Genomic DNA, 26,592 nt, shown 5'->3' with positions numbered 1-26,592 from the left:
CTAAACTTGAAATCTTCGTTTTTTTGATTTCCTCCCAATATCGGCGCCTCACATCTTTAGCCCCGACACCCCACAGCGCCCTTCATTTCCGCTCAGTTTGATTTCTTGCAACTTCATATATGCCGTTGCAAGCAAGTTTTGCGGGAAGCTTCCAACTTTTACCTGTGACAGCTTATTGGTCACTGGGATAGTATAGTGCCCGGAAAAGGTCTGGATATAAGAAGCACCGCAATCACACCATAACCGCCATCATTCCCTGCTCTTACAAACAGAGTTGGGTGATTCTGTATAAGACAACGTGATACTTAATGATAAAAATAAAATCACAATTCACTTTAAATTCAATGGAATAGAAAAATCATGTCTGTCATTGACAATAAGAGCCTAAATTCGCATACCCCAATGATGCAGCAGTACCTGCGCCTCAAATCGGAGCATCCGGAGATACTGCTGTTTTACCGCATGGGGGACTTCTACGAGCTGTTTTATGACGATGCCAAACGCGCCTCGCAGCTGCTGGAAATCTCCTTAACCAAACGCGGCTCCTCAGCAGGAGAGCCTATTCCCATGGCGGGCGTACCCTATCATGCGGTGGAGAACTACCTGGCAAAACTGGTACAGCTGGGTGAGTCGGTGGCTATCTGCGAACAGATTGGTGACCCGGCGTTGAGCAAAGGCCCGGTCGAGCGCAAAGTCGTACGCATCGTCACTCCCGGCACGATCAGTGATGAAGCATTATTGAATGAACGCCAGGATAATTTGCTGGCGGCAATCTGGCAGAGCCCGCGCGGCTTTGGCTATGCCACGCTGGATATCAGCTCTGGACGCTTCCGCCTGGCTGAACCCACCGATCAAGAAACAATGGCTGCCGAACTGCAACGCACCAATCCGGCCGAGCTGCTCTACCCGGAAGAATTTGCCGCCATGATGCTGATTGAGAACCGCCGTGGTCTGCGCCGCCGAGCGCTGTGGGAATATGAACTGGATACCGCTCGCCAGCAGCTGAATATGCAATTTGGCACGCGCGATCTTAGTGGTTTCGGCGTGGAGCAAGCGCATCATGCCCTGCGTGCCGCTGGCTGTCTGCTACAGTACGTTAAAGATACGCAGCGCACCTCGTTACCACATATCCGTTCGCTGACTATGGAACGCCAGCAGGACGGTATTATTATGGATGCCGCAACCCGCCGTAATCTTGAAATTACACAGAATCTCGCCGGAGGCAGTGACAATACCCTGGCGTCAGTGCTGGATAAAACCGTGACGCCGATGGGCAGCCGTATGCTCAAGCGCTGGCTGCATATGCCGTTGCGTAATACGCAGGTCATCACCCTGCGCCAGCAAAGTATCCGGGCGCTACAGGATTTGAATGACAACCTGCCCCCGCTGCTGCGCCAGGTCGGCGATCTCGAGCGTATCCTGGCTCGTCTTGCGCTGCGCACTGCACGGCCTCGCGATCTGGCACGCATGCGCCATGCCTTCCAGCAGCTGCCGCTGCTGAATGAAGAGCTGGCCGACAGTGATAACGCGCACCTACAGACTTTGCGTAGTCAGATGGGGGAATTTACCGAGCTACGCGAGCTGCTGGAGCGCGCCATTATAGAAACGCCGCCGGTGCTGGTTCGTGACGGAGGGGTGATCGCCCCCGGCTATAACCAGGAGCTGGATGAATGGCGGGCGCTGGCCGATGGGGCCACTGACTATCTTGACCGCCTGGAGATCCGCGAACGGGAAAAGCTGGGGCTGGATACGCTAAAAGTTGGCTTTAATGGTGTTCACGGCTACTACATTCAGGTCAGCCGGGGTCAGAGCCACCTGGTACCCATCCACTACGTACGCCGTCAGACGCTGAAAAACGCAGAGCGCTACATTATTCCCGAGCTGAAAGAGTATGAAGACAAGGTACTGACTTCTAAAGGCAAAGCACTTTCTTTGGAAAAGGCGCTATATGAACAGCTGTTTGATATGTTGCTACCTCATTTGGCAGCATTACAGGACAGTGCCGCAGCCCTGGCAGAGTTGGACGTTTTAACTAATCTTGCTGAACGTGCCTGGACGCTTAACTACAGCTGTCCGACGCTGAGCGATAAACCCGGTATAAAACTCAGCGGTGGCCGTCATCCTGTGGTTGAGCAGGTGTTAAAAGATCCGTTTATCGCAAATCCTCTTACTTTGTCGCCGCAACGCCGTATGCTGGTGGTCACCGGTCCTAATATGGGCGGTAAAAGTACCTATATGCGTCAGGCCGCTCTGATTACCCTGATGGCTTATATTGGCAGCTTCGTTCCCGCTGAGCAGGCGGTTATCGGCCCAATCGATCGGATTTTCACCCGCGTAGGTGCGGCGGACGATCTCGCCTCTGGCCGTTCAACCTTTATGGTAGAAATGACCGAAACCGCCAATATTCTGCATAATGCCACTGAGTACAGCCTGGTGCTGATGGACGAAATAGGCCGTGGTACCTCAACCTATGATGGTCTGTCGCTGGCCTGGGCCTGCGCCGAAAGCCTTGCCAACCGCATCAAAGCCATGACGCTGTTTGCCACTCATTATTTCGAACTCACCACCCTGCCGGAGCAAATCGAAGGCGTGGCTAACGTGCATCTGGATGCTGTCGAGCATGGCGATACCATCGCCTTTATGCACAGCGTGCAGGAAGGTGCCGCCAGTAAGAGTTACGGCCTGGCCGTCGCTGCGCTGGCCGGAGTACCCAAAGACGTTATCAAACGGGCCCGTCAGAAACTGAAAGAGTTAGAAGCCCTCTCCGGGAGTGCAGCCAGCACCAGGGCCGATGGCTCCCAGCTGCCGCTGCTGGTTGAGGAGACATCGCCAGCAGTCGAGGCTCTTGAAGCGTTAGATCCTGATTCTCTGTCTCCTCGCCAGGCGCTGGAGTGGATCTATCGTCTCAAGTCGCTGGTTTGACTCGCGCGGATCGCTCTGACAATGGGTGAGAGTGACATCTCACCCTCTGATGATCCTGAAAAAATCCATAAAAAAAAAGCGGTGACCGTGGTCACCGCCTTACGCATTACTAAATGATGTGGACCGTTATTTTTCCACGCCGTTATTCACGAAACAGCGCTTCAATACTCAACCCCTGTCCCTGCAGAATTTCTCGCAGACGACGCAGGCCTTCGACCTGGATCTGACGCACACGTTCGCGGGTCAGACCGATTTCACGCCCTACATCTTCCAGCGTGGCCGCTTCATAGCCTAACAGGCCGAAACGACGTGCCAGTACTTCGCGCTGCTTGGCGTTCAGTTCGAACAGCCATTTAACGATGCTTTGCTTCATATCATCGTCTTGGGTGGTATCTTCCGGGCCGTTGTCTTTTTCGTCGGCCAGGATATCCAGCAGCGCTTTCTCTGAATCCCCGCCCAGTGGCGTATCAACTGAGGTAATGCGTTCGTTGAGGCGCAGCATCCGGCTCACGTCATCAACGGGTTTATCCAGCTTTTCGGCAATCTCTTCCGCGCTAGGCTCATGATCAAGCTTGTGCGAAAGTTCACGTGCGGTACGCAGATATACATTCAGCTCTTTTACGATGTGGATCGGCAAACGAATAGTACGGGTTTGATTCATAATTGCCCGTTCGATCGTCTGACGTATCCACCAGGTGGCGTAGGTAGAGAAACGGAACCCTCTTTCCGGATCAAACTTCTCTACCGCACGGATCAGGCCGAGGTTACCTTCCTCAATCAGGTCCAGCAGGGCCAGACCACGATTGCTGTAACGACGGGCGATCTTAACCACAAGGCGTAAGTTACTTTCAATCATGCGGCGACGTGAAGGCACATCGCCACGTAGCGCACGACGGGCAAAGAAGACTTCTTCCTCCGCCGTCAGCAGTGGAGAGTAACCAATCTCTCCTAAGTAAAGCTGTGTTGCATCCAGTACGCGCTGCGTTGCACCCTGAGATAACAGATCTTCTTCAGCTAAATCGTTATCACCGGGTTCATTTCCGACAAGAGCCTTCTCATCAAAAACCTCAGCTCCGTTTTCGTCGAATTCCGCGTCTTCATTTAACTCGTTAACTTTCAGCGTATTCTGGCTCATAAGCGGCCCCTACCCGTGATCCCAGGGCAGAACAGCTAAGGTTCTGCCGGATTATCGTTGCGGCAAATAGCGCAACGGGTTTACGGATTTCCCCTTGTAACGAATTTCAAAGTGTAATCTAACAGAGCTCGTGCCAGTACTGCCCATCGTAGCGATCTTCTGACCCGCTTTCACTTCTTGTTGTTCACGGACCAGCATCGTGTCGTTATGAGCATAAGCACTCAGATAGTCATCATTATGTTTGATGATAATCAAATTACCGTAACCGCGTAGCGCATTGCCGGCGTAAACCACGCGCCCTGAAGCGGTGGAAACAACGGATTGCCCATGCGATCCTGCGATATCGATACCTTTATTGCCACCTTCGGAAGCAGAGAAGTTATCAATGATCTTACCGTCGGTGGGCCAACGCCAGCTTCCCACTGGGGTAGCGCTGTCCGTTGTGCTACTAACGGTCGGAACGGCAACCGGAACTGTCGTCGTTGCAACAGTTTTACCGGATGAAGGCAGCATTTTGCCTCCACTTGTTGTATCTGAATCTTCAGAATACGTAATTACCGGTTGGTGTGCAACAGTTGGCGTTTTAGGCTGAATACCCGAAGAAGGGGGAGTGACACCGCTGGCCGTTGCGTCAGCAGCCGTCACCGCATTACCGCCGGTGATAGGAGTACCGGTGCCGTTGGCGACCTGTAACTGCTGGCCGACGTTGAGGCCGTAAGGCGCAGCGACATTATTACGCTGTGCCAGATCGCGGAAATCGTTTCCGGTAATCCAGGCAATATAGAATAAAGTATCGCCGCGTTTGACAGTATAGGTGTCTCCACCGTAGCTACCTTTCGGAATATTCCCATAACTACGGTTATAAACTATACGGCCATTTTCAGTTTCCACATTCTGTGGCTGGCTGGATACGGGGGGATTGGTTGCACTTTTCAACGCAGGTGGTCGCGCCGGGCGAATGATATTGCCATTGTTACTCTCCCCGGCCCCGGCATTGCCGACAGTGGCTGGATTACCGCTCATCATGCCTGACTCACTTCCACCCACCGAGCTGATAGGGGCCTGGTTATCGTTACTGCTGGAACAACCTGCCAGCCAAAATCCTACCAGTGAAACAGCCGCCATACGACGCAGCTTAAAGACCGGGCTTCCCATGCTCATTTACTCCCCCATTTCGGCAATACTTTAATAAATAATGATTAACTAAACCGCAGCGGCACGGCTGCGCAACATAGCGAGATACTAACAATATCAATGAACGCGTGCCACGAAACAGTTGTGTACAAATAATCCTGACCGCTGATGTCAGGCAAGGTCGCCTTTAACCAGCGGAACAAAACGTACTGGCTCAATCGTATCTACAATAAATTCATCTGCTTTACGGCGAATACGTTGTAATACCTGCTGCTCTTCCCCGACCGGCAATACCATCACCCCGCCATCATTAAGCTGCGACATCAGCGCGTCAGGGATACTCGGCGGTGCGGCCGTAACTATAATAGCGTCAAATGGCCCTCGTGCAGGCCAGCCAAGCCAGCCATCACCATGTCGGGTAGAGACATTGTGCAAATCGAGCTGTTTCAGGCGGCGTTTGGCCTGCCACTGCAACCCCTTGATGCGTTCTACCGAATAGACGTGCGCGGCCAGGTGCGCCAGGATAGCCGTCTGATAGCCGGAGCCGGTACCAATTTCCAACACGCGCGATGCTGGCGTTAGTGCCAATAGCGACGTCATTTTAGCCACCATGTAAGGCTGGGAAATCGTTTGCCCACTACCGATCGGCAGCGCGGTATTTTCCCAGGCTTTATGCTCAAAGGCTTCATCAATGAAGCGCTCGCGTGGGACATCACCAATAGCCTTTAACAAACGCTCGTCATCAATAGCCTGTAGGCGCAACTGCGCTAGCAAGATCTCTATCCTCCCGCTCACCATTCTCTGGTGACCTCTGCGCTCGCCAGCCATGAGGAGACAACCTGCTGCGCGGCATGAGCAGTCAGGTCAACATGCAGCGCCGTCACTGAAACGTAGCCTTCATCAACGGCGGCAAAGTCAGTACCGGGGCCGGCATCCAGTTTTTCACCCGGAGGGCCGATCCAGTACAGCGTATTGCCGCGTGGATCCTGCTGTGCGATTGCGCGATCGCTGGGGTGACGGCTGCCGCAACGCCGTCACGCGGATGCCCTTAATCCGATCCAGCGGCAGATCCGGCACGTTAATATTGAGGATACGACCGGTCCGCAGCGGCTCTCGCAATAGCGCCTTCAGGATTGAGCAGGTCACCGCCGCCGCAGTGTCATAATGCTGATGCCCGTTGAGTGAGACCGCCAGCGCCGGCAGGCCGAGATGCCGACCTTCCATCGCTGCCGCAACGGTCCCGGAGTAGATCACATCGTCGCCAAGATTAGGGCCGGCGTTAATCCCGGAGACCACAATATCCGGCACCGGGCGCATCAGCGCATTGACGCCGAGATAGACACAGTCAGTGGGAGTGCCCATCTGCACCGCGATGTCGCCGTTGGGGTAATTGAAGGTACGCAGAGGCGTTTCCAGCGTCAGCGAGTTTGAGGCTCCGCTTCGGTTGCGATCGGGGGCAACGACCTGTACCTCGGCGAATTCACGCAGTGATTTTGCCAGCGTCTGAATGCCTGGCGCATGGATACCGTCGTCATTACTCAGCAATATGCGCATCTGATACCTGACTTGTTGAATTAAGTAAACCACCGTCAAAGCCACAGGGATGTCCTGCCATGATACATCCCTGTTTGCCCTGTACAGAACGCTTTTATGCGCTCAGCCGCGTGGTCTGGTTGGCATATTTTAGCTGGATGCTCAGATGAGTGGTAGGTGTAAATATCTGCTTAATCGCAAGATGCCTGGAACTGGCTGCTCATCCGCCAGTAAGTTTGACTGCCTCCAGGGGCACCAAATACAAAGGGGCTTTCCGCAGACGCGATGCACATACCATGACATCAGCACAATTCGGCAGCTAAACAGACAGGAACTGAATGTTGAATGTGAAAGCGGCAGAGCCTGCTAAACAACTCAGGCTCTGCCGGAGGGCGGCTATTCGTCAGCCTCGTTGGCACTGCTCTGCGTGACCAACAGTTCCCTTACCACGCTAGTGGCAAAGCTACCGGCCGGTAGCCAAAAGCTTATCTCAAGCGTGGCGTCATCCGCCCAGCTCCAGCACAGATCACGCGGTATCACCAGCATCGCACGGCGGGCAGCATCGACCCGCTCACGCTGCATCAGGGCGATAAGTGCCCCTTCTTGTGCCAGACTGTCCTGCTCAAAGGCCAGCGCCTCATCGCGCGTACCCCATTCGCCGCTACCCGGTAGCGGCGCGGTGATGCGCAGCTCGTTGTTGTCCACACGCTGTTGCAGGCTGTCGATTTCAGCCGTTTCCGCCACAAACCAGCTACCGCGCCCGGTCAGTTGCAGCGCATCGCCTGCCAACACCCGGCGCAGGGAACCCTGCCGGGCGAGACGATCGCTCACCACCTGATTAAACATCGCGCTACGCGCCGCTGACAGAATAAAGCTGCGTTTACTGCGCTCGCGCACGCGAATTTCATCCGCCGCCCAGCGCTGCGCCAGCTTCAGGTTATTGCCATCATGACCAAAACGCTGGCTACCAAAATAGTTCGGCACCCCGGCAGTGGTAATCTGTTGCAGGCGCTGTTCCACCGCGTCACGATCGGAAATCTCGCGCAAAATCAACGTAAAGGCATTGCCCTGTAACGCTCCGGTGCGCAGTTTGCGGCGATGGCGGGTGCTTTCCAGCACCTCAACCCCTTCGAGCTGAAAGGCGCTCATGTCCGGCGTCACTTTGCCCGGCAGACGCAGACAGAACCACTGTTCGGTAACGGCATGTCTGTCTTTCATACCGGCAAAGCTGACGTCACGCGCAGGGATAGCGGCAAATTTCGCCAGCGCCTCGGCAACAAAACGCGTGTTGCAGCCCTGTTTACGCACACGCACCAGCAGCTGTTCGCCATCCCCATCCGGGGCGTAACCGAGATCTTCAATCACCACGAAATCTTCGGGAATACTCTTAACGACACCGCTGGCGGTCGGTTTGCCGTGCAGCCAGCCCTGACAGGTTAAATCCATGAGTTACGCCTTAAACAATAACGCGACGGCTTCACAGGCAATGCCTTCGCCGCGCCCGGTAAAGCCGAGCTTTTCGGTGGTGGTCGCCTTTACGTTGACCTCGTCCATATGAATGCCCAGATCTTCGGCAATATTGATACGCATCTGCGGCGCATGCGGCAGCATTTTTGGTGCCTGGGCGATAATCGTCACGTCAACGTTGCCCACGCGATAACCTTTCTGCGCGATCTGGCGCAGCGCTTCGCGCAGCAGCGCGCGGCTATCGGCACCTTTGTAGGCCTCATCAGTATCCGGGAACAGTTTGCCGATATCGCCCAACGCCGCCGCGCCGAGCAGGGCGTCAGTCAGGGCGTGCAGCGCTACGTCACCATCAGAGTGGGCCAGTAAACCTTTTTCATAGGGGATGCGTACGCCGCCAATAATCAACGGACCTTCTCCGCCGAAAGCGTGTACATCAAAACCGTGACCAATACGCATTCTGCGCTCCTGATTAACGTTGTCTTTGGGTCAGATAAAATTGCGCCAGCGCCAGATCTTCCGGTCGCGTGACTTTCAGATTGTCGCTACGTCCGTTGACCAACTCGGGATGATAGCCGCAGTATTCCAGCGCCGAGGCCTCATCGGTAATCGTTGCACCTTCGCTCAGCGCGCGTTGCAGGCAGTCACGCAGCAGGACCAACGGAAAAAGCTGGGGCGTCAGTGCGTGCCACAGGGCCTCACGTTCAACGGTATGATCGATATCGCTACAGCCGGTGATGGCGCGCTTCATGGTGTCGCGCACAGGCGCCGCCAGGATGCCGCCCACTTCACTGCTGGCAGTCAGTGCCAGCAAACGGGCCAAATCATCAGGATGGAGGCAGGGACGCGCGGCATCATGTACCAGCGCCCACTGGGCTGACGTCGCAGCCTGCAACCCCGCCAGCACCGAGTCAGCACGCTGGACGCCACCAATCACCGTGGTGATGCGCTTATCCCGGGCTACGGGCAGTAGATGAAAACAGGTGTCTTGTGGGCTTAGGGCCACCACCACCCGCTTAACCGCCGGATGCGCCAGCAGCGCATTCAGGCTGTGCTCCAGAATGGTTTTACCGCAAAGTGTGAGGTACTGCTTAGGACAGGCGGACTGCATACGGCTGCCAATACCCGCTGCGGGCACCACGGCAATCACGTCCGGTAAAGAATTGGCATTATTCATGTGGTGATTACTGGCTGGCTGGCCGTCCCTGCTGCGCGTTGCGTCTGTTTTGGTCCGGCACAAGGCGATAGAAAGTCTCGCCGGGTTTAATCATACCCAGCTCATTGCGCGCGCGCTCTTCGATCGCTTCTGAACCGCCGTTTAAATCATCGATTTCAGCAAACAGCCGATCGTTACGCGCTTTAAGTTTGGCGTTATTGCCCTGCTGCGATGCAACATCTTCGTCAACACGCGTATAGTCATGAATGCCGTTCTTGCCCAGCCAGAGCGAATATTGCAGCCAGCCGAGAAGTACAAGTAACAGCAGCGTAAGTTTTCCCATCCCCGCCCCCTGCGAAACGGCCCAATCATCCCATAACTTTTAACGTTACTCCACTCCGACGATAAAATTGCACGCCATTGAGAAAAAAAGTTGAGGTAACGCGTTAAAAAGCAGCACCGTGTTACCCGCTTTGTGGACGGGTACGCAAGGTTTTGTCACTCATCGACGTGTTTGTACATCAGAGAAAAGCGCATTACCAGCCCGTCAGCAGGCTGAGCAGGAGCCAGAACAGGGATATCGTTAGCAGGGTAGTGACCAGCGCAATCCAAATCACATGCCCGCGCAGCAGCGCGCTCATGATCACGCCAACCATTACCGATATGGGTAACAGCGCCAGAAAGAAAGGCCAGGTATAGAGAAAAAAGAAGAAGAGCGTACCAGAGCCGTACATCATTAGCGGGATCGCCAGCGCTATCCACCAGGCAATAAAGCCCATCACGCCACCGGGGAGAGACCATGAACTCTCTTTTCGCTGCCGCTCGTTTTTCTCTGCCGGTACAGGAGTCACGTTTTGCATAGATATCCCGTTGAAACTCAGGCAGGGAACGATCACATCACCCTGCCTGCACATCGCCCTTTGATGGACGTTAGCCAAAATCACCTCAGGGTTTGATGATATCTTGCTGACGCAACAGATCTAATATTTGACGGGTCAAATGTGTTACTAATTGTTCGCCATCAAGATGGATATCGGCATGCAAAGGGGCCTGGTATTCCGCATCAATACCGGTGAAGTTGCGCAGTTCTCCCGCCCGCGCCTTCTTGTACAGCCCCTTCGGGTCACGTGCTTCACAAGTGGCCAGCGGCGTATCAACGAACACCTCGATAAAGCGCCCCTCTCCCAGCATATCGCGCACCATCTGACGTTCAGCACGATGGGGGGAGATAAACGCGGTGAGCACCACCAGCCCGGCATCCACCATCAGCCGTGCCACTTCACCCACCCGGCGGATATTCTCTTTACGATCGTCATCACTGAAGCCGAGATCACGGCACAGGCCGTGACGCACGTTATCACCATCCAACAGATAACTGCTGACGCCAAGCTGATGCAGCGCCTGCTCCAGCGCCCCGGCAACGGTGGACTTACCGGACCCCGACAGCCCGGTAAACCACAATACCGCGCCCTGATGACCATGCCGCTGCTCACGCGCCTCCCGCGTTACCGGATGCGCATGCCACACCACGTTCTCATCATGTTGCGCCATATTATTTTCCGCCCAACAGATCGCGTGCATTCCAGTGCGGGAAATGACGGCGAACCAGCGCATTCAGCTCCAGCTCAAAAGCACTGAAGTTCGCGCTACCGGCTGAGGTCTCTTCTGCCAGCGGCTGACGGATCATTCCGGCTCCCACCGTGACGTTACTCAGGCGATCGATAAAGATCATGCCGCCGGTGACCGGGTTCTGCTGATAGCTGTCAAGAACCATAGGTTCATCAAAAATGATATCAACCAAACCGATGCCGTTCAGCGGCAGTTCCGCGCTGGAATGCTGCGTCAAATGATTGATTTCAACCTGATGCTGAATGTTCTCAACACGCGCACGGGTTTTCTTACCGGCGATTTTCACATCAAAACTCTGCCCGGGCACCAGCGGTTGCTCGGCCATCCATACCACGTCAACCGTAGCGGCACGAACAGGAGTCAGTTCCGAACTGGCATCCACCAGCAGGTCGCCACGGCTGATATCAATCTCATCTTTCAGCACCAGGGTGATCGCTTCCCCGGCGGCAGCCTGTTGCAGATCGCCGTCAAAGGTAACGATGCGTGCAATGCTCGACTCAACGCCAGAAGGCAGCACTTTCACCCGTTGTCCGACCTGCACGCTGCCGGATGCCAGGGTCCCCGCGTAGCCACGAAAATCCAGGTTGGGGCGGTTAACGTACTGTACCGGGAAACGCATCGGCTGCTGCTCAACAACGCGCTGCACTTCGACGGTTTCCAGCACGTCAAGCAGCGTCGGGCCGCTGTACCAGCCCATCTGTTCGCTCGGTGCGGCCACGTTTTCGCCTTCCAGCGCCGACAGCGGCACGAAACGAATATCCAGATTGCCCGGCAGCTGCGTAGCAAAATCGAGATAATCCTGTTTGATCTGTTCAAAGGTTGCCTGGCTGTAGTCCACCAGATCCATTTTGTTGACAGCCACCACCAAGTGTTTAATGCCCAGCAGCGTCGAGATAAAGCTGTGACGGCGGGTTTGATCGAGCACGCCTTTACGTGCATCGATCAGCAGGATCGCCAGATCGCAGGTTGACGCCCCGGTGGCCATATTGCGCGTGTACTGCTCGTGGCCGGGAGTATCGGCAATAATAAATTTGCGTTTTTCTGTAGAGAAGTAGCGATAGGCCACGTCAATGGTAATGCCCTGTTCGCGCTCGGCCTGTAAGCCGTCGACCAGCAGCGCCAGATCCAGTTTTTCTCCCTGAGTCCCGTGGCGTTTACTATCGTTATGCAGCGAAGAGAGCTGGTCTTCATAAATCTGGCGCGTATCGTGCAGCAGGCGGCCAATCAGGGTGCTTTTACCGTCGTCGACGCTGCCGCAGGTGAGAAAACGCAGCAGGCTTTTATTTTGCTGGGCGTGCAGCCAGGCTTCCACCCCGCCCTGATCGGCAATCTGTTGTGCAATAATGTTGTTCATGGCGGCTCCTTAGAAATAACCCTGGCGTTTCTTCAGCTCCATCGAGCCGGCCTGATCGCGGTCTATCATTCGCCCCTGGCGCTCGCTGGTGGTTGAGACCAGCATCTCTTCGATAATGCCGGGCAGCGTTTGTGCTTCCGACTCCACCGCACCGGTGAGCGGCCAGCAGCCGAGGGTGCGGAAGCGCACCATGCGTTGTTCAATCACTTCGCCAGGCTGCAGATCGATACGGTCATCATCAATCATCATCAGCATGCCGTCACGCTCCAGCACCGGGCGCGGTGCGGCCAGGTACAGCGGCACGATCTCGATATTTTCAAGGAAAATGTACTGCCAGATATCCAGCTCGGTCCAGTTGGAGAGCGGGAATACGCGGATGCTTTCGCCTTTGTTAACCTGGCCGTTGTAGTTGTGCCACAGCTCCGGACGCTGGTTTTTCGGGTCCCAGCGGTGGAAGCGATCGCGGAAAGAGTAGATACGCTCTTTGGCACGGGATTTTTCTTCGTCGCGGCGTGCGCCGCCGAAGGCGGCATCAAAACCATACTTATCCAGCGCCTGCTTCAGCCCCTCGGTTTTCATGATGTCGGTGTGTTTGGAACTGCCATGCACAAAGGGGTTAATCCCCATAGCCAGACCCTCCGGGTTACGGTGGACCAGCAGTTCTGCGCCAATGTTCTTGACCATGCGGTCGCGGAATTCATACATTTCGCGGAATTTCCAGCCGGTATCAACATGCAGCAGTGGGAAAGGCAGCGTGCCCGGATAGAAGGCTTTACGCGCCAGGTGCAGCATCACCGATGAATCTTTGCCAATGGAGTACATCATCACCGGATTGGCGAACTCTGCCGCCACTTCGCGGATAATATGGATACTTTCCGCCTCCAGCTGACGCAGGTGAGTGAGTCGTTGTTGATCCATAATTTTTCCTCAAGCCAAATTCACAACGGGGGACTGTCGTCCGTCCTGCTGCGCTGAATGTTGATACCACGCCAGCTGCTGATGCAGATTGACCACTTCGCCAATCACCAACAGCGCTGGGGTTGGGGCATTTTGTGCCAGTTCTCCCAGCTGTTCGAGCGTGCCGGTCAGTACCTGTTGATCCTGACGAGTGCCGCGCCCGATCACCGCCACCGGCGTTGCCGGATCGCGCCCGTGGGTCATTAACTGATCGGCGATGTCCCCCGCAGCCATAGCCCCCATATAAATCGCCAGCGTCTGTCGCGCACGCGCCAGCGAAGGCCAGTCGGTACCATTACCGTCGGTACGGCACTGCCCGGTGACGAAGAGTACGCTCTGGGCATAGTCGCGATGGGTGAGCGGAATACCGGCGTAGGCGGTGGCACCGGCAGCCGCCGTGACACCGGGCACCACCTGGAACGGGATGCCCGCAGCCGCAGCCGCCTGTAGCTCTTCACCGCCACGGCCAAAGATAAACGGATCGCCGCCCTTCAGCCGCACCACGCGCTTACCCTGCTGCGCCAGCTCCACCAGCATGCGGTTGATCTCTCCCTGCGGCACGCTGTGAGCGTTAGCACGTTTGCCGACGCAGATACGGTCGGCATCGCGCCGCACCAGATCAAGGATCTCGTCACTGACCAGATAGTCATACAGCACCACATCCGCCAGCTGCATCACCTGTAATCCGCGCAGAGTCAGCAGCCCGCTGTCCCCAGGGCCAGCACCGACCAGGATGATTTCTCCCTGGGGCGTTTCCACATCGGTTAACTGGCTGTCGAGCGTGCGTTTGGCTCCATCCACATTGCCCGAGGCCACCTGGCTGGCGAACAGCCCGTTAAAGGCTTTGTCCCAGAAGCGGCGGCGATCGGACATCATTGAGAAGCGTGCTTTAACCTTGTCGCGCCACTGCCCGGCGATCTGCGCCATCTGGCCGAGATTAGCAGGCAGCAACGCCTCCAGTTTTTCACGCAGCAGACGCGCCAGCACCGGCGCGGTGCCGCTGGAAGAAATCGCTACCACCAGTGGAGAACGGTCGACGATGGAAGGGAAGATAAATGAGCATTTCGGCTGGTCATCCACCACGTTAGCCAGCAGATGGCGAGCGGTGGCATCCTGATAAACCTGCCCGTTGAGTTCCGCATTATCGGTGGCAGCAATCACCAGGAATACCCGTTCGAGCTGTTCTGGCTGGTAGGCGGTGGCCAGCCATTCCACGCTGTGACTCTCGGCAAGAACGGCAAGCTCTTCGCACAGCTCGCGTGAAACGATCTGTACCCGTGCTCCAGCCCGGCGCAGTAGTTCGATTTTGCGTGCAGCCACATCGCCGCCGCCCACCACCAGCACCGGCTTGTGTCTGATATCAGCAAAAAGAGGGAGATAATCCACGCGAACCTTCTTAATCACATAAGCTTGAAAGGGACTATACGTGTCTGGCTGAAGGGTTATGAAATTACTAATTGGAATGAGTAGTTACCGAATGGAATAACGTCGTGGTAAAGCTACGAACAAATTGTGCTTAACAAATGATATTTCTGGCGTTTAACTGATGAACCGACTGGCATATCGACCTGTGGCCAACGTGGCTAATTGAAAATTTTTCCTGATGGGCAGCAGATAACACCCTGTTTCCTTCCTTCCGGAGCGCTTGATCTGTAAGGTTATTCAATACTGTCTGCTCTCTTTTAACATCTGGAGTCGTTATGTATCTTGTTTTTCTTAGCTATACCCACCCAATGGAAGAAGTTAACCGCCTGCTGGAACCGCATATCGAATGGCTTAACCGCTATTTTGCCAGCGGAGACTTTATCAGCGCCGGGCGTAAAGACCCGCGCACGGGCGGCATGATTATGGTGAAAGAGATGGATCGTCCCCGGCTGGATGCCATTCTGGCAGAGGACCCGTTTCAGGCGGTGGCGCAGTATGAGGTGACCAAAGTCAATATCACCCGTGCTGCGGCTGAGTTTTCCGCGTTAGTCGGCGTCTAGAAGGGACAGAGCTCCCTATTTTCCGGAGCTAACCCCATGACTGCTGCAAAACCTGACGCAAGCGCTCGTCGCAGCGCTCGGTGTCGACGCCACAGCGCTGACAATAATCATGGACACATCGCGTGTTCCAATGAAATCGTTGTTTCCGCGCCAGGCTGACATGCAGCTGCTGATAGAGATTGTCGATGTGCAGGGACGCCATCACCTGCTTTAGCGTCATACGCCGCTGCGAGTCCAGGCTGGAACGTATTTGCACCAGCGCAGATTTGATATCTACCCGCATTAATGCAGCGCTCAAATTTTGATAGCCAGGATGTGGGCGACTACTGACAACCGACTTGAAGAACAACATTTCACGGTAGAAACGCGCCTTACGACTGTCAATTTGAATAAAAATGGTGTCGATATTCTGCCAGAAAGCCGCATAGAGGATGGCGGTTGCATACAGCCCACGCAGCAATCCAGTACCGCGATAGCGCTCGTCAATACACAATGAACCAATCTCTGCGGTGCGCTGCGGTGCGCTACCCTGTTGACGGATTGCATCACCGAATACCGCCTCGGCCGGCATCCCCAACCCAGCCTGTGGGATCAGAGAAATACTTCCCACTACTTCATCTCCTTTTTTCGCCACCAGCAGACGGCTGCCCTGGTGTAAAAGCCACGGCGAGAACAGCATATCGCCCTGCTGACGTTTAAGTATCCCAAGACGAACATACTCCGTATGCAACTTGCGCATGGCGCAACAAAAATCATGCAGGGTACTCACCGGTTCAATACTGATATCTGGCGGCATTTTCTGCCTGGCAAAGTGGAGTGAACGCTTTGTGTGCCAAGTCTTACCAGAAACATGAGATTTCATTTTTTATCTCCTTGTGCAAGATCGTAACGTCTCAACACAAGTATTTATTCATAACAAAAATTAAACAATGGCTTGAGAGAATATTAATGAAACTGTCATTTTCATAGACTATTTTAATTAACACGCCTAAATTTCAAGGTTATAACTTAACTAAAATTAATCTTTACTCTGGCGCGATCGCAACATCATTCGGCGAGATATTCACAAGCGGGAGGGAAACAGGGAGAGGAGTGACGTATACAAAAAGGGAGATGGAAACAGTCAGCGCAGCGAACCCCGGTTGGGAGCCCGCTACAATATCAGCACTATTCGTGCAGGCCGCATTCGCGCTTGAGGCCGAAGAAGCGGGTTTCTTCTTCCGCCATACCCGGCTCCCATTTACGCGTGGTGTGAGTATCGCCGACCGACAGATAGCCCTGCTCCCACAGCGGATGGTAGCTCAAACCATGCTGTTGCAAATACTGGTAAACCTGACGGTTATCCCAGTCAATAATCGGCAGCAGTTTGAAAATGCCTTTTTTGACAGCCAGCACCGGAAGATGGGCGCGGCTGCCGGACTGATCGCGGCGCAGTCCGGCAAACCACGTCTGACCCTGCAACGTTTCCAGCGCACGGTTCATCGGTTCCACCTTATTGATCTGGTTGTAGCGCTCAATGCCTTCCACGCCCTGCTCCCATAGCTTGCCGTAGCGAGCTTCCTGCCACGCCGGACTTTGTGCAGCGCGGAACACCTGTAGGTTAAGATCGAGCTTTTCCGTCAGTTGATCAATAAACTGGTAAGTTTCCGGGAACAGGTATCCGGTGTCGGTGAGGATCACCGGGATATCGGCTTTCTGACGCGTCACCAGATGCAGGCTCACCGCCGCCTGAATACCAAAGCTGGAGGTCAATACCGCCTGACCTGGCAGATTCTCCAGCCCCCAGATAACCCGATCCTCGGCGGAAAGTGTATCCAGCATATTATTCGTTTCGGCGAGCGCCATCACGCGCTCGACCTTAGGGAGTTCATTCAGTTCAGAGAGATCGAGAAGCGCCATGTTATGCCTCCATCATTGCCAGAAATCACGGGCCGGATCGAGTACCGGTTTTACCACTCCGGCACGGATGGTGAAATCACCGAAGCCTTCGTCTGCATCACGCTCTTGTGACCAGCGGCCAATCAGGTCATCAAGGGTAGCCAGAATTTGCTCTTCGTTAATGTTTTCCTGATACATGCGCGGAATGCGCGTGCCGATGCGATTCCCGCCGAGGTGCAGGTTATAACGCCCCGGCGCTTTACCCACCAGGCCGATTTCTGCCAGCAGCGCACGACCGCAGCCGTTAGGGCAGCCGGTGACGCGCAGAACGATATGCTCATCGCCCACGCCGTGCGCGGTCATGATCGCTTCCACACGGGTGACGAACTGCGGCAGAAAACGCTCTGCTTCCGCCATTGCCAGCGGGCAGGTAGGGAATGCCACGCAGGCCATTGAGTTTTCACGCTGGTGGCTAACGTTTTCCATCAGACCGTGTGACAGCGCCAGCTGCTCAATGTTCTCTTTTTCCGACTCCGGCACCCCGGCGACAATCAGGTTCTGATTAGCGGTTAAGCGGAAGTCACCCTGGTGAATGTTGGCAATTTCGGCCAGACCGGTTTTCAGCGGGCGGTCGGGGTAATCCAGCAGGCGGCCATTTTCGATAAACAGCGTCAGATGCCACTTATGATCGATGCCCTTCACCCAGCCAAAACGATCGCCACGGGTGGTAAATTCATACGGTCGGATCGGCTCAAAGGCGATACCGGCACGGCGTTCTACTTCAGCCTTGAAGACATCCGGCCCTACGCGCTCCAGGGTATATTTGGTTTTGGCGTTTTTGCGGTCGGTACGGTTGCCCCAGTCACGCTGGGTGGTCACGACCGCTTCAGCTACGTCGAGGATCTTACTCAGCGGCAGATAGCCAAACTCGCTGGCGGTACGGGCATAGGTTGCCTTATTACCGTGATCGATAGAGAGACCGCCGCCAACCAGCAGGTTAAAACCAACCAGCTTGCCGTGTTCGGCAATGGCGATAAAGTTCATGTCATTGGCGTGCAGGTCAACGTCATTGTGCGGCGGAACCACCACCGTGGTTTTGAACTTACGCGGCAGATAGGTTTCACCGAGGATCGGCTCTTCATCGGTGGTGGCGACTTTTTCCTGGTCAAGCCAGATCTCCGCGTAGGCGCGGGTGCGCGGCAGCAGATGCTCGGAGAGCTTCTTCGCCCATTCGTACGCTTCCTGGTGCAGTTCGGATTCAATCGGGTTCGAGCTGCACAGCACGTTGCGGTTAACGTCGTTCGCGGTGGCCAGCGCGTCCAGCCCGACTTCGTGTAGCATCTGATGAGCCGGTTTGACGTTGCCCTTCAGGATGCCGTGGAACTGGAACGTCTGACGGTTGGTCAGACGGATACTGCCGTAGATGGTGTTATTGCTGGCGAATTTATCGATAGCCAGCCACTGTTTTGGCGTTATGATCCCGCCCGGCAGGCGACAGCGCAGCATCATGGCATGACGCGCATCCAGCTTCTGTTCGGCACGCTCGGCGCGGATATCGCGATCGTCCTGCTGGTACATGCCGTGAAAGCGGATCAGCAGGAAGTTATCGCCGTTAAAGCCACCGGTCAGCCCGTCGTGCAGGTCTTCAGCAATACCACCGCGCAGGTAGTTGCTCTGTTTCTTCAGGCGTTCGGCGTCGACCAGTTTACCTTCAACCACCAGCGGCCCAGGATATTTTTCATCGCTCATTAGTACACATCTCGCTGATAACGGCGCTCAATGCGCAGCTCGCTTAAAAATTCATCTGCCGCTTCGATGTCCATTGCACCAAATTCGGCTACCACTTCCAGTAATGCCTGCTCAACGTCTTTGGCCATGCGGTTGGCATCGCCACAGACATAAATATGTGCGCCCTCTTCAATCCAGCGCCACAGCTCCGCACCTCTGGCGCGAATTTTGTCCTGCACGTAGACCTTATGCTGCTGGTCGCGCGACCAGGCTAAATCAATGTGGGTCAGCAGGCCATCCTTCACATAGCGCTGCCACTCAACCTGATAGAGAAAATCTTCGGTAAAGTGCGGATTGCCAAAGAACAACCAGTTCTTGCCGCCCGCCCCGTCACTGTCACGCTGCTGCATAAAGGCGCGGAACGGCGCAATCCCGGTGCCGGGGCCAATCATAATGACCGGTGCCTGCGGATCGGCCGGCAGGCGGAAGTTGTCGTTATGCTCAATGAAAATGCGTACCTCGTCATCTTCATGCAGGCGATCGGCCAGATAGCTGGAAGCGCCCCCCGTACGGGCACGGCCTTCAATATCGAAGCGCACTGCGCCTACGGTAATATGGACTTCGCTTTCGTTTTCCGCCTGTGATGAGGCAATAGAGTACAGGCGCGGGGTTAGCGGACGTAGCAGCCCCGTCAGCTGTTCGGCATTTAGCTCGGTCGGCGCGTAACGCGCCATATCAACGATTGGCGTGGTCTGTGCGTAATGCTGCAATGCGCTCTTATCGCCGATCATCGCCATCAACGCCTCATTACGTGACAGCCCGGCAAACTTTTCGACGATCTGCGGGGTATTCACCGTCAGTTCGTAGTGCTTTTGCAGCGCCTGTGCCAGCGGTACGGAATGACCATCCACCGTCACCGGCTCGTCGCCTTTAAGCCACAGCAGTTCCAACAGTTCTTGTACCAGCGCAGTATCGTTTTCAAACCACACCCCCAGCGCATCGCCAGGCTGATAGCGCAGACCGGAATCACCCAGATCAATTTCAATGTGGCGCACATCTTTATCGGAGTCGCGCCCGGTGATTTTCTGACTGACCGCCAGGCTGGCGCTAAGCGGTGCTTCTTTGCTGTAGGGACTGCTGTGGATTTCGTTGACGCTTCCCGTTACGGCCGCCGTCACCTGTACCGCACCCGCCTGTGGCACACGCGCTTTCAGGATATCGCTTAACCGTTGACGCCAGGCCTGCGCGTCAGTGGCGTACTCGACGTCAGCATCGACGCGATCCAGCAGGCGTTCAGCGCCCAGTTCGGCCAGCCTGCCGTCAAAATCTTTACCGGCCTTGCTGAAGAATTCGTAGGACGTATCACCAAGACCGAACACCGCGAAGGCGCTGGCGTCCATTTTTGGCGCTTTCTTTGACATCAGGAATTTATGCAATGCCACCGCTTCTTCCGGGGGTTCCCCCTCGCCCTGGGTGGAAGTGACCACCACCAGCAGTTTTTCCTGTGCGATCTGTTTGAACTTGTAGTCACCGGCATTCACCAGATTGACGTTCAGTTTAGCAGCCAGCAGATCGTCGCGCAGCTGTTCAGCCAGTCGGCGGGCATTGCCGGTCTGGGATGCGGAAAGGATGGTGACCGTCGGCACGTCGTTGACTGCCGGTGCGGAGACGCCGACGGCACCCGGTGCCTGATTAACCATGCCCCAGAAATAACCGGAGAGCCAGGCCAGCTGCGTGGGTGAAAAATCTCCGGTTGCCGCCTGTAAGCGGGCGAGCTGCTCCGCATTGAGCGGTAGCATGTTTAAAGGTGCCTGAGTCGTCATTGCGTCAAAAGTTCCAGAGTCAAAGATCTATAGCAACAGGGTAAAGGTAAGGATAAAAACCCTTAAATAAGGGTTGGTACTAATTCATAACCAAAATGACTAAACGGTTTTTCAGGTAAGCATTAGCGACAAAACAGATTGATTATTGTTATATTTTTCAATTAGTTAAAAAATATACATTTCGTTATGCTTTCTGTTACGACCTTAATCCCGTAAACGGGTGCGAAAAAAGCGGTTTTCGGGTATCCTGCAACGTTTTTTAAGACCTTTACAGAGACCGGGATCATGGCCACCACGCTATTTAAAGAATTTCAATTTGAAGCCGCGCACCTTTTACCGCATGTGCCAGCCGGGCACAAGTGCGGCCGCCTGCACGGACACTCCTTTATGGTCCGGCTGGAAATTACTGGCGATGTGGATCCCTATACCGGTTGGGTTATGGATTTTTCAGAGATTAAGCGCGCATTTAAACCCGTCTATGATCGGCTGGATCACTACTACCTTAACGATATACCCGGTCTGGAAAATCCAACCAGCGAAGTGCTGGCCGAGTGGATTTGGCAGCAGATGAAACCCGCCCTGCCTCTGCTGAGCGCCGTCATGGTGAAAGAGACCTGCACCGCCGGATGCGTCTATCGCGGCTGATACCGGACGGGCCTGGCGAAAGGCTGGTTATCAGCCGGGCCTGAACACGTTAGCCGTTTTATCTGCCGGTGTCAGTCACCCGCGTCTATTCCCGTTAAGAATATTCTATAACTTCACGTTATATAGCCTGTTTGTGCGCACATGATAACCTTTCATGACAAAACGAAGAGGCTTAAAAGTCTATTTTAGGGAAGGTGTCAAATGCCCTCATGGTTTAATTTAGCAATCGAATCGTTCTGGCCCATGCTTTATGCCGGTCTGACGTTCACCATTCCACTCACGCTGATCGCTTTTGCCCTGGGGTTATCCCTGGGCATTGTCGTCGCTCTGGCCAGATTGTATGGCCCGCGCCCGTTACAAAGCCTGGTACGCTTTTATGTCTGGCTTATTCGCGGCACGCCGCTGCTGGTTCAGCTTTTTCTTATCTTTTATGCCTTGCCCGGGGTCGGTATTACCATCGACGCGTTCCCGGCGGCCGTTATCGGCTTTACGCTGAATATCGGGGCTTACACTTCTGAGATTATCCGTGCCACGCTGCTGTCCGTCCCTAAAGGGCAGTGGGAAGCCGCACACTCCATCGGGATGAGCTGGAGCCAGACGCTGCGACGGATTATTATGCCCCAGGCGGCGCGAGTGGCGGTGCCGCCTTTATCAAATACCTTTATCGCACTGGTCAAAGATACCTCGCTGGCATCGGTTATTACCGTACCCGAGCTGTTTCTTGCCGCGCAGCGCATTGCTGCGGTGACCTACCAGCCGTTAATACTGTATACCGAAGCAGCGATTATTTATTTACTGCTCAGTTCGGTGTTATCTTCTTTGCAGGCGCGACTGGAGAAAAAACTGGCTAACAACGGTGCAATAAAAGGAAGAGATAATGATTAAATTATCCGCCATTGAAAAACGTTTTGACGATAACCCGGTGTTGAAAAACATCAACCTGACCATTGAAGAAGGCACGGTTACCGCCCTGATTGGCCCTTCAGGCAGCGGTAAGAGCACCCTGCTGCGCTGTATCAATCTGCTGGAAATCCCTCAGGCGGGAGAACTCACCATTGGTGATGAGCAGCTTACCTTCACCGGCAGCGCCCGCGTAAGCAAAAAAGACACGCGGCGCATCTGTCAGCAAACCGGAATGGTTTTTCAAAATTTTCAACTGTTCCCGCATTTGACCGTCATCGACAATATTATGGAAGGTCTGATCACCGTACAAAAACAGCCCCGGCTACAGGCACGGGAACGTGCCGAAATGTTGCTGGATAAAGTGGGCATGTTGCACAAACGCGATGCCTGGCCTGCCACGCTGTCCGGTGGTCAACAGCAGCGCGTGGCCATCGCCAGAGCGCTGGCACCTTCGCCTAAAGTGTTGCTGTGCGATGAACCCACGTCGGCGCTGGACCCGGAGCTTTCACAGGAAGTGGTGGCGGTGTTAAAGCAGCTCGCCAGCGAGGGCACGACCATGCTGATGGCAACACACGACCTGCGTCTCGCCGCGAATATGGCCAATCAGGTGGTGTTTCTTGAGGCGGGCGACATTGTCGAGAGCGGCAGCTCGCAACATATTTTCACCCGGGCCAGTAAAGCCAGAACCAAAGCCTTTATCTCGACGTTGACCGAAACCTTACCCGATTGGGAAATTTAAACCGAAGACCACACTACCGAGCGCATTCAGGAGTTATGACATGAAATCTATCGCAACGCTGTTATTAGCAGGCATGGTACAGTTCGGCTTTTCATCACAGGCACTGGCAGAAACCGATTTGGCTAAAGTCCAGTCGGCGGGCACGCTGAAAATCGGCACTGAAGGCACCTATCCCCCTTTCAGCTACCATGATACCAGCGGCAAACTCACCGGCTTTGATGTGGAAATCGGGCGTGAAGTCGCTAAGCGTCTTAATGTTAAGGCGGAGTTTGTTGAAGCGAAATGGGACGGCCTGATTGCCGGACTGGATGCACGCCGCTATGACGCGGTGATCAATCAGGTTGCCATCACTGCGCCACGCCAGCAAAAATACGATTTTTCTGTTCCGTATATTTCTTCCAGAGCGGTACTGATCGTACGCAGCAATAACAATGCGATTACGTCGTTTGATAATTTGAAGGGTAAAAAATCAGCCCATACCTTGACCAGCAACTTTGCCCAGCTGGCAACGCGCTACGGTGCACAAGTTGTCGGAACTGACGGCTTTAATCAGTCGGTCGATCTGGTCGCCAGCGGTCGCGCAGACGCCACCATCAACGACAACCTCTCTTACCTCGATTTTAAAAAACATAAGCCGGATGCAGACGTGAAGATTGCCGCCACGCTGCCCGATGCCGAAGATGAAGGTATCCTGCTACGCAAGAACAATCCTGAACTTAAGGCAGCGATTGATAAGGCTATTGGCGATATCAAAACTGACGGTACTTACCAGCAGATCTCACAACGCTTTTTCGGCGCGGACGTTTCTAAATAGTCTCACCACGCGGGGCTTCTGCACCCCGCGTGCTGCTTTTCAGCATCATGGTCGGGGTTGGCTCAATATTTCGTCCGCTGCGATGGTGCATTCAGGATCCCCCCTTCAATAGCCGTTCAGCCTCTTCCCCGACGAACCAGCTAGCCAGGAAATCCACCAGCGCGCGTAGCCTTGCTGGCTGATGCTGGCGCGAGGTATAAATCGCGTAAATGCCAAGATCCTCCAGCTGATATTCGGGCAACAGGGCGATCAGTTGACCGTTTGCCAGCAGCGGCGCTGCACTGTATATCGGCTGCATGGAGATCCCGCTTCCTGCCTGGGTGGCAGCCAGCAGCATTACCGAATCATTAGCGCTAAGATTGCCGCTTACCGCCACCGCTTCTTTCTCCTCTCCCTTTGTAAAATGCCACAGGCTTTTGCCGAAGTGCGAATAGGTCAGGCAGTTATACTGCGTCAGCTGTTGCGGAGTCTGCGGCTTTCCCGCACGCGCCAGATACTGCGGGGCCGCGCAGATCACCGACCTGCAGCTATTCAGGGGCCGGGCGATCAGGTTAGGCTCCAGCTGCGCGGTAATCCGCAATGCCAGATCGATACGTTCCTCAACCAAATTGATTCGCTGATTACTGATGTGCAGATCAATGCCTACGCCAGGATGCCGCTGCTGGAAAGTGTGTATCGCGGCCATAATCAGGCTCTGACCAAGCGACAACGAACAGGAGACACGCAGCAATCCCGACAGCGCCTCCCCTTCGGGCTGATTGCTGTACTCGATTTCCGCCGCCAACGTCATCATCTGCTGGCAACGTGCCAGCGCGTGCTCCCCTGCTGGCGTTAGGCTAAGACGGCGGGTGCTGCGGTGCAGCAGGCGCGCACCAGACCAGTTTTCCATTTGCGTGAGATAGCGCGTTACCATTGCCCGCGACATATCCAGCGTTTCTGCCGCAGCCGTCAAGCTGCCGCGCTGAACAATGGTAATAAAGACGTTGGCTGCGGTCAGGCGATCCATAATGTGTCCATTTTATGCAACAATCTGTTGAGCAATAGTCGGTTTATCAGCCGCATTATGCAACTTACACTGGGTTCTTTCCTCACTAACAGGTTGCCATAATGAAACCCCAACTGACTTTACTGCTGGCACTGGCTGCCAGTACTCCACTGTATGCGGCTGAATCGCTGCATGTTGAAGTCTATAATCCGGCCGAATCCAGTCTATTTGCCGTTTCCAGCGAGATTATCTCCGGCCCACATGAGGTGGTACTGATTGATGCACAGTTTCAGCGCAATGACGCAGAAGCGCTGGTCAAACGAATCAAAGCGACCGGCAAACGGTTGACGACGGTGTTTATCAGCCAGTCTGACCCGGACTTTTATTTCGGTCTGGACACCATTAAACAAGCCTTTCCCCAGGTAAAAATTTATGCCACCGCCGCAACGGTCGATCTGATTAAGCAGACCAAAGATGGCAAGCTGGCCTTTTGGGGACCGAAAATGGGTGCTAACAGCCCCCGCTCGCTGATTGTGCCAGATGTGTTACCGGGCGATAGCTTCCGCGTCGATGGTAAGCCCATTGAGATCAAAGGCCTGAACGGCCCGCAGCCGCAAAATACCTGGTTGTGGGTTCCGGCACTCAAAACCGTACTGGGGGGCGTTGTGGTAACAGGTGACAATATGCACGTCTGGATGGCGGATGCGCAGACGACCGCCGAACGTTCAGCATGGAAGCAGAAGCTGGAAGATATTAAAGCGCTGAAACCGTCTCGCGTGGTGCCGGGGCACTTCCTGCCGGGGGCGCAGGAGACGGTTGCCTCAGTGAACTTTACGCTCAATTATTTGAACACGGCGGAAACTCAGCTGGCAAAAAGCCGCAATTCAGAAGAGCTGATTAAGGCGATGAAAACCCACTATCCTGCACTTAAAGATGGGTCTGCTCTTGAGTTAAGCGCAAAAGTGCTAAAAGGTGAGATGAAGTGGCCGCAGTAAGGTCATAGCCCCGCCAGATACGGGCTGACGCGCCGGGTGGCGCTACAGCCCCTTGATTAACCATGTCCAGCAGGCCGTCACGTCAGGCAATATTGAGATATTTATGTGTCTGCATCGATAGCCGCCAGTTACGGGCGATGCAAGTATCAATACAAAGTTGAGTGGCATCGGCCTTCTGGCTAATGGGCTGTAGGGCGATAATACGCGCTTTGTTATCATCATTCAGTGTGGCCAGCAGTTCATCCAGCGCATCCACGTCGCGCTGACGCGCTACCGGGTGCTTGACCTCATCGGCACGCACTAATGCCTGATGAAGCACATCATAACCGCCGCGCATATTCACCTTTGGCGATACCGTTACCCAGGTTTGCGCCGTGCAGCTCACCTCATGGGTGCCGCTGGTTTCTATCTGACAGCTGAAACCGCTATCCTGTAACGTGGCCGTTAACGGCGTCAGATCATGAATGCACGGCTCACCGCCGGTGATCACGATATGCTTTGCCGTCCAGCCATGTCGGCGGATCGTTTCCAGCAGCGCTGGCGCATCGGCGGCTCCCCAGGCATCGGTCTCTACCGTCTTCAGCAGAATATCCCCCAGCGATGTCTCCCGATTGGCCAGCTTATCCCAGGTGTGTTTGGTATCACACCAACTGCAACCCACTGGGCATCCTTGCAGGCGGATAAAAATTGCCGGAACGCCGGTATAAAAACCTTCTCCCTGCAACGTCTGAAACATCTCATTTATCGGGTACTGCATCAACTTCTCGACTGGTGGCAAATTACGGGCGCAAATTATGGCAGATTGCACAGATA

At 54.8% G+C, this 26,592-nt stretch carries 25 protein-coding genes and 1 pseudogene; 7 read left to right on the top strand and 19 right to left on the bottom strand.

The window, feature by feature from the left end; genetic code table 11:
- The first annotated feature begins 360 nt into the window (after positions 1–360).
- Positions 361–2,922: a DNA mismatch repair protein MutS gene (gene mutS / locus EPIR_RS04040; RefSeq protein WP_023654030.1), complete on the top strand. Its 2,562-nt coding sequence runs from the start codon at positions 361–363 to the stop codon at positions 2,920–2,922.
- 142 nt (positions 2,923–3,064) lie between these two features.
- Here mutS and rpoS read toward each other — a convergent pair whose 3' ends face one another.
- The 13 genes and pseudogenes from rpoS to cysG all read right to left on the bottom strand — a co-directional run bounded on the left by rpoS (position 3,065) and on the right by cysG (position 14,670).
- Entirely contained in the window at positions 3,065–4,057 is a 993-nt protein-coding gene (gene rpoS / locus EPIR_RS04035) for an RNA polymerase sigma factor RpoS (protein ID WP_012442399.1), read from the bottom strand.
- A 51-nt stretch (positions 4,058–4,108) separates the two neighbouring features.
- Positions 4,109–5,212 carry a murein hydrolase activator NlpD gene (gene nlpD, locus EPIR_RS04030; protein WP_023654028.1) on the bottom strand — a complete coding sequence of 368 codons (1,104 nt, stop codon included), beginning with the start codon at positions 5,210–5,212 and terminating at the stop codon, positions 4,109–4,111.
- A 150-nt stretch (positions 5,213–5,362) separates the two neighbouring features.
- Positions 5,363–5,989: a protein-L-isoaspartate(D-aspartate) O-methyltransferase gene (locus EPIR_RS04025; protein WP_023654027.1), complete on the bottom strand. Its 627-nt coding sequence runs from the start codon at positions 5,987–5,989 to the stop codon at positions 5,363–5,365.
- Positions 5,983–6,745 (bottom strand): annotated as a pseudogene (gene surE, locus EPIR_RS04020) (5'/3'-nucleotidase SurE). The gene EPIR_RS04025 and the pseudogene surE overlap by 7 nt, the downstream one beginning before the upstream one ends.
- Before the next feature lie 375 nt (positions 6,746–7,120).
- Positions 7,121–8,170, bottom strand: coding sequence for a tRNA pseudouridine(13) synthase TruD (gene truD / locus EPIR_RS04015; protein WP_023654024.1), 1,050 nt, complete (start codon positions 8,168–8,170; stop codon positions 7,121–7,123).
- Positions 8,171–8,173: 3 nt separating this feature from the next.
- Positions 8,174–8,647 (bottom strand): 2-C-methyl-D-erythritol 2,4-cyclodiphosphate synthase, encoded by a 474-nt coding sequence (gene ispF / locus EPIR_RS04010; protein WP_023654023.1) that lies wholly within the window; start codon positions 8,645–8,647, stop codon positions 8,174–8,176.
- A 13-nt stretch (positions 8,648–8,660) separates the two neighbouring features.
- Complete coding sequence (gene ispD / locus EPIR_RS04005; RefSeq protein WP_023654022.1) at positions 8,661–9,365, bottom strand: 2-C-methyl-D-erythritol 4-phosphate cytidylyltransferase; 705 nt, start codon at positions 9,363–9,365, stop codon at positions 8,661–8,663.
- A gap of 7 nt (positions 9,366–9,372) precedes the next feature.
- Positions 9,373–9,687 carry a cell division protein FtsB gene (gene ftsB, locus EPIR_RS04000; RefSeq protein WP_012442405.1) on the bottom strand — a complete coding sequence of 105 codons (315 nt, stop codon included), beginning with the start codon at positions 9,685–9,687 and terminating at the stop codon, positions 9,373–9,375.
- 193 nt (positions 9,688–9,880) lie between these two features.
- Positions 9,881–10,204 carry a DUF3561 family protein gene (locus EPIR_RS03995; RefSeq protein WP_023654021.1) on the bottom strand — a complete coding sequence of 108 codons (324 nt, stop codon included), beginning with the start codon at positions 10,202–10,204 and terminating at the stop codon, positions 9,881–9,883.
- Positions 10,205–10,289: 85 nt separating this feature from the next.
- Complete coding sequence (cysC, locus tag EPIR_RS03990) at positions 10,290–10,895, bottom strand: adenylyl-sulfate kinase (RefSeq protein ID WP_048696892.1); 606 nt, start codon at positions 10,893–10,895, stop codon at positions 10,290–10,292.
- A gap of 1 nt (position 10,896) precedes the next feature.
- Positions 10,897–12,327, bottom strand: coding sequence for a sulfate adenylyltransferase subunit CysN (gene cysN, locus EPIR_RS03985; RefSeq protein ID WP_023654019.1), 1,431 nt, complete (start codon positions 12,325–12,327; stop codon positions 10,897–10,899).
- A 9-nt stretch (positions 12,328–12,336) separates the two neighbouring features.
- Positions 12,337–13,245 (bottom strand): sulfate adenylyltransferase subunit CysD, encoded by a 909-nt coding sequence (gene cysD, locus EPIR_RS03980; protein WP_023654018.1) that lies wholly within the window; start codon positions 13,243–13,245, stop codon positions 12,337–12,339.
- 9 nt (positions 13,246–13,254) lie between these two features.
- A complete protein-coding gene (gene cysG / locus EPIR_RS03975) occupies positions 13,255–14,670 on the bottom strand; it encodes a siroheme synthase CysG (RefSeq protein ID WP_023654017.1) in 1,416 nt (471 codons plus the stop codon).
- 314 nt (positions 14,671–14,984) lie between these two features.
- Between cysG and EPIR_RS03970 the strand changes: the two genes are divergently transcribed.
- A complete protein-coding gene (locus EPIR_RS03970; protein ID WP_023654016.1) occupies positions 14,985–15,269 on the top strand; it encodes a YciI family protein in 285 nt (94 codons plus the stop codon).
- Positions 15,270–15,297: 28 nt separating this feature from the next.
- On the opposite strand, the gene EPIR_RS03965 is transcribed toward EPIR_RS03970, so the two are convergent.
- The 4 genes from EPIR_RS03965 to cysJ form a co-directional block, all read right to left on the bottom strand.
- Entirely contained in the window at positions 15,298–16,131 is an 834-nt protein-coding gene (locus EPIR_RS03965) for a GNAT family N-acetyltransferase (protein WP_023654015.1), read from the bottom strand.
- Between the two features lie 305 nt (positions 16,132–16,436).
- Positions 16,437–17,168: a phosphoadenylyl-sulfate reductase gene (locus EPIR_RS03960; RefSeq protein ID WP_023654014.1), complete on the bottom strand. Its 732-nt coding sequence runs from the start codon at positions 17,166–17,168 to the stop codon at positions 16,437–16,439.
- Positions 17,169–17,180: 12 nt separating this feature from the next.
- The gene (gene cysI, locus EPIR_RS03955) at positions 17,181–18,896 is read right to left on the bottom strand and encodes an assimilatory sulfite reductase (NADPH) hemoprotein subunit (RefSeq protein ID WP_023654013.1); all 1,716 of its coding nucleotides are present in this window, start codon (positions 18,894–18,896) and stop codon (positions 17,181–17,183) included.
- Positions 18,896–20,698, bottom strand: coding sequence for an NADPH-dependent assimilatory sulfite reductase flavoprotein subunit (gene cysJ, locus EPIR_RS03950; RefSeq protein WP_023654012.1), 1,803 nt, complete (start codon positions 20,696–20,698; stop codon positions 18,896–18,898). The genes cysI and cysJ overlap by 1 nt, the downstream gene beginning before the upstream one ends.
- Before the next feature lie 285 nt (positions 20,699–20,983).
- Between cysJ and queD the strand changes: the two genes are divergently transcribed.
- The 4 genes from queD to EPIR_RS03930 all read left to right on the top strand — a co-directional run bounded on the left by queD (position 20,984) and on the right by EPIR_RS03930 (position 23,799).
- The gene (queD, locus tag EPIR_RS03945) at positions 20,984–21,343 is read left to right on the top strand and encodes a 6-carboxytetrahydropterin synthase QueD (RefSeq protein WP_023654011.1); all 360 of its coding nucleotides are present in this window, start codon (positions 20,984–20,986) and stop codon (positions 21,341–21,343) included.
- Positions 21,344–21,544: 201 nt separating this feature from the next.
- A complete protein-coding gene (locus EPIR_RS03940; protein ID WP_023654010.1) occupies positions 21,545–22,228 on the top strand; it encodes an amino acid ABC transporter permease in 684 nt (227 codons plus the stop codon).
- Entirely contained in the window at positions 22,221–22,985 is a 765-nt protein-coding gene (locus EPIR_RS03935) for an amino acid ABC transporter ATP-binding protein (RefSeq protein WP_023654009.1), read from the top strand. The genes EPIR_RS03940 and EPIR_RS03935 overlap by 8 nt, the downstream gene beginning before the upstream one ends.
- A 40-nt stretch (positions 22,986–23,025) precedes the next feature.
- Positions 23,026–23,799, top strand: a complete 774-nt coding sequence (locus tag EPIR_RS03930) for an amino acid ABC transporter substrate-binding protein (protein ID WP_023654008.1) — start codon at positions 23,026–23,028, stop codon at positions 23,797–23,799.
- A gap of 91 nt (positions 23,800–23,890) precedes the next feature.
- On the opposite strand, the gene EPIR_RS03925 is transcribed toward EPIR_RS03930, so the two are convergent.
- Positions 23,891–24,805, bottom strand: a complete 915-nt coding sequence (locus EPIR_RS03925; RefSeq protein ID WP_023654006.1) for a LysR family transcriptional regulator — start codon at positions 24,803–24,805, stop codon at positions 23,891–23,893.
- Between the two features lie 101 nt (positions 24,806–24,906).
- On the opposite strand from EPIR_RS03925, the gene EPIR_RS03920 reads away from it, so the two are divergent.
- Positions 24,907–25,779: an MBL fold metallo-hydrolase gene (locus EPIR_RS03920; RefSeq protein WP_023654005.1), complete on the top strand. Its 873-nt coding sequence runs from the start codon at positions 24,907–24,909 to the stop codon at positions 25,777–25,779.
- Positions 25,780–25,861: 82 nt separating this feature from the next.
- Here EPIR_RS03920 and queE read toward each other — a convergent pair whose 3' ends face one another.
- Entirely contained in the window at positions 25,862–26,536 is a 675-nt protein-coding gene (queE, locus tag EPIR_RS03915) for a 7-carboxy-7-deazaguanine synthase QueE (RefSeq protein WP_023654004.1), read from the bottom strand.
- Positions 26,537–26,592 lie beyond the last annotated feature (56 nt).

It is taken from the genome of Erwinia piriflorinigrans CFBP 5888, assembly GCF_001050515.1.
Lineage (GTDB): Bacteria > Pseudomonadota > Gammaproteobacteria > Enterobacterales > Enterobacteriaceae > Erwinia > Erwinia piriflorinigrans.
The sequence above is the reverse complement of the archived record's forward strand: the minus strand, read 5'-3'. Positions and strand labels throughout refer to the sequence as shown.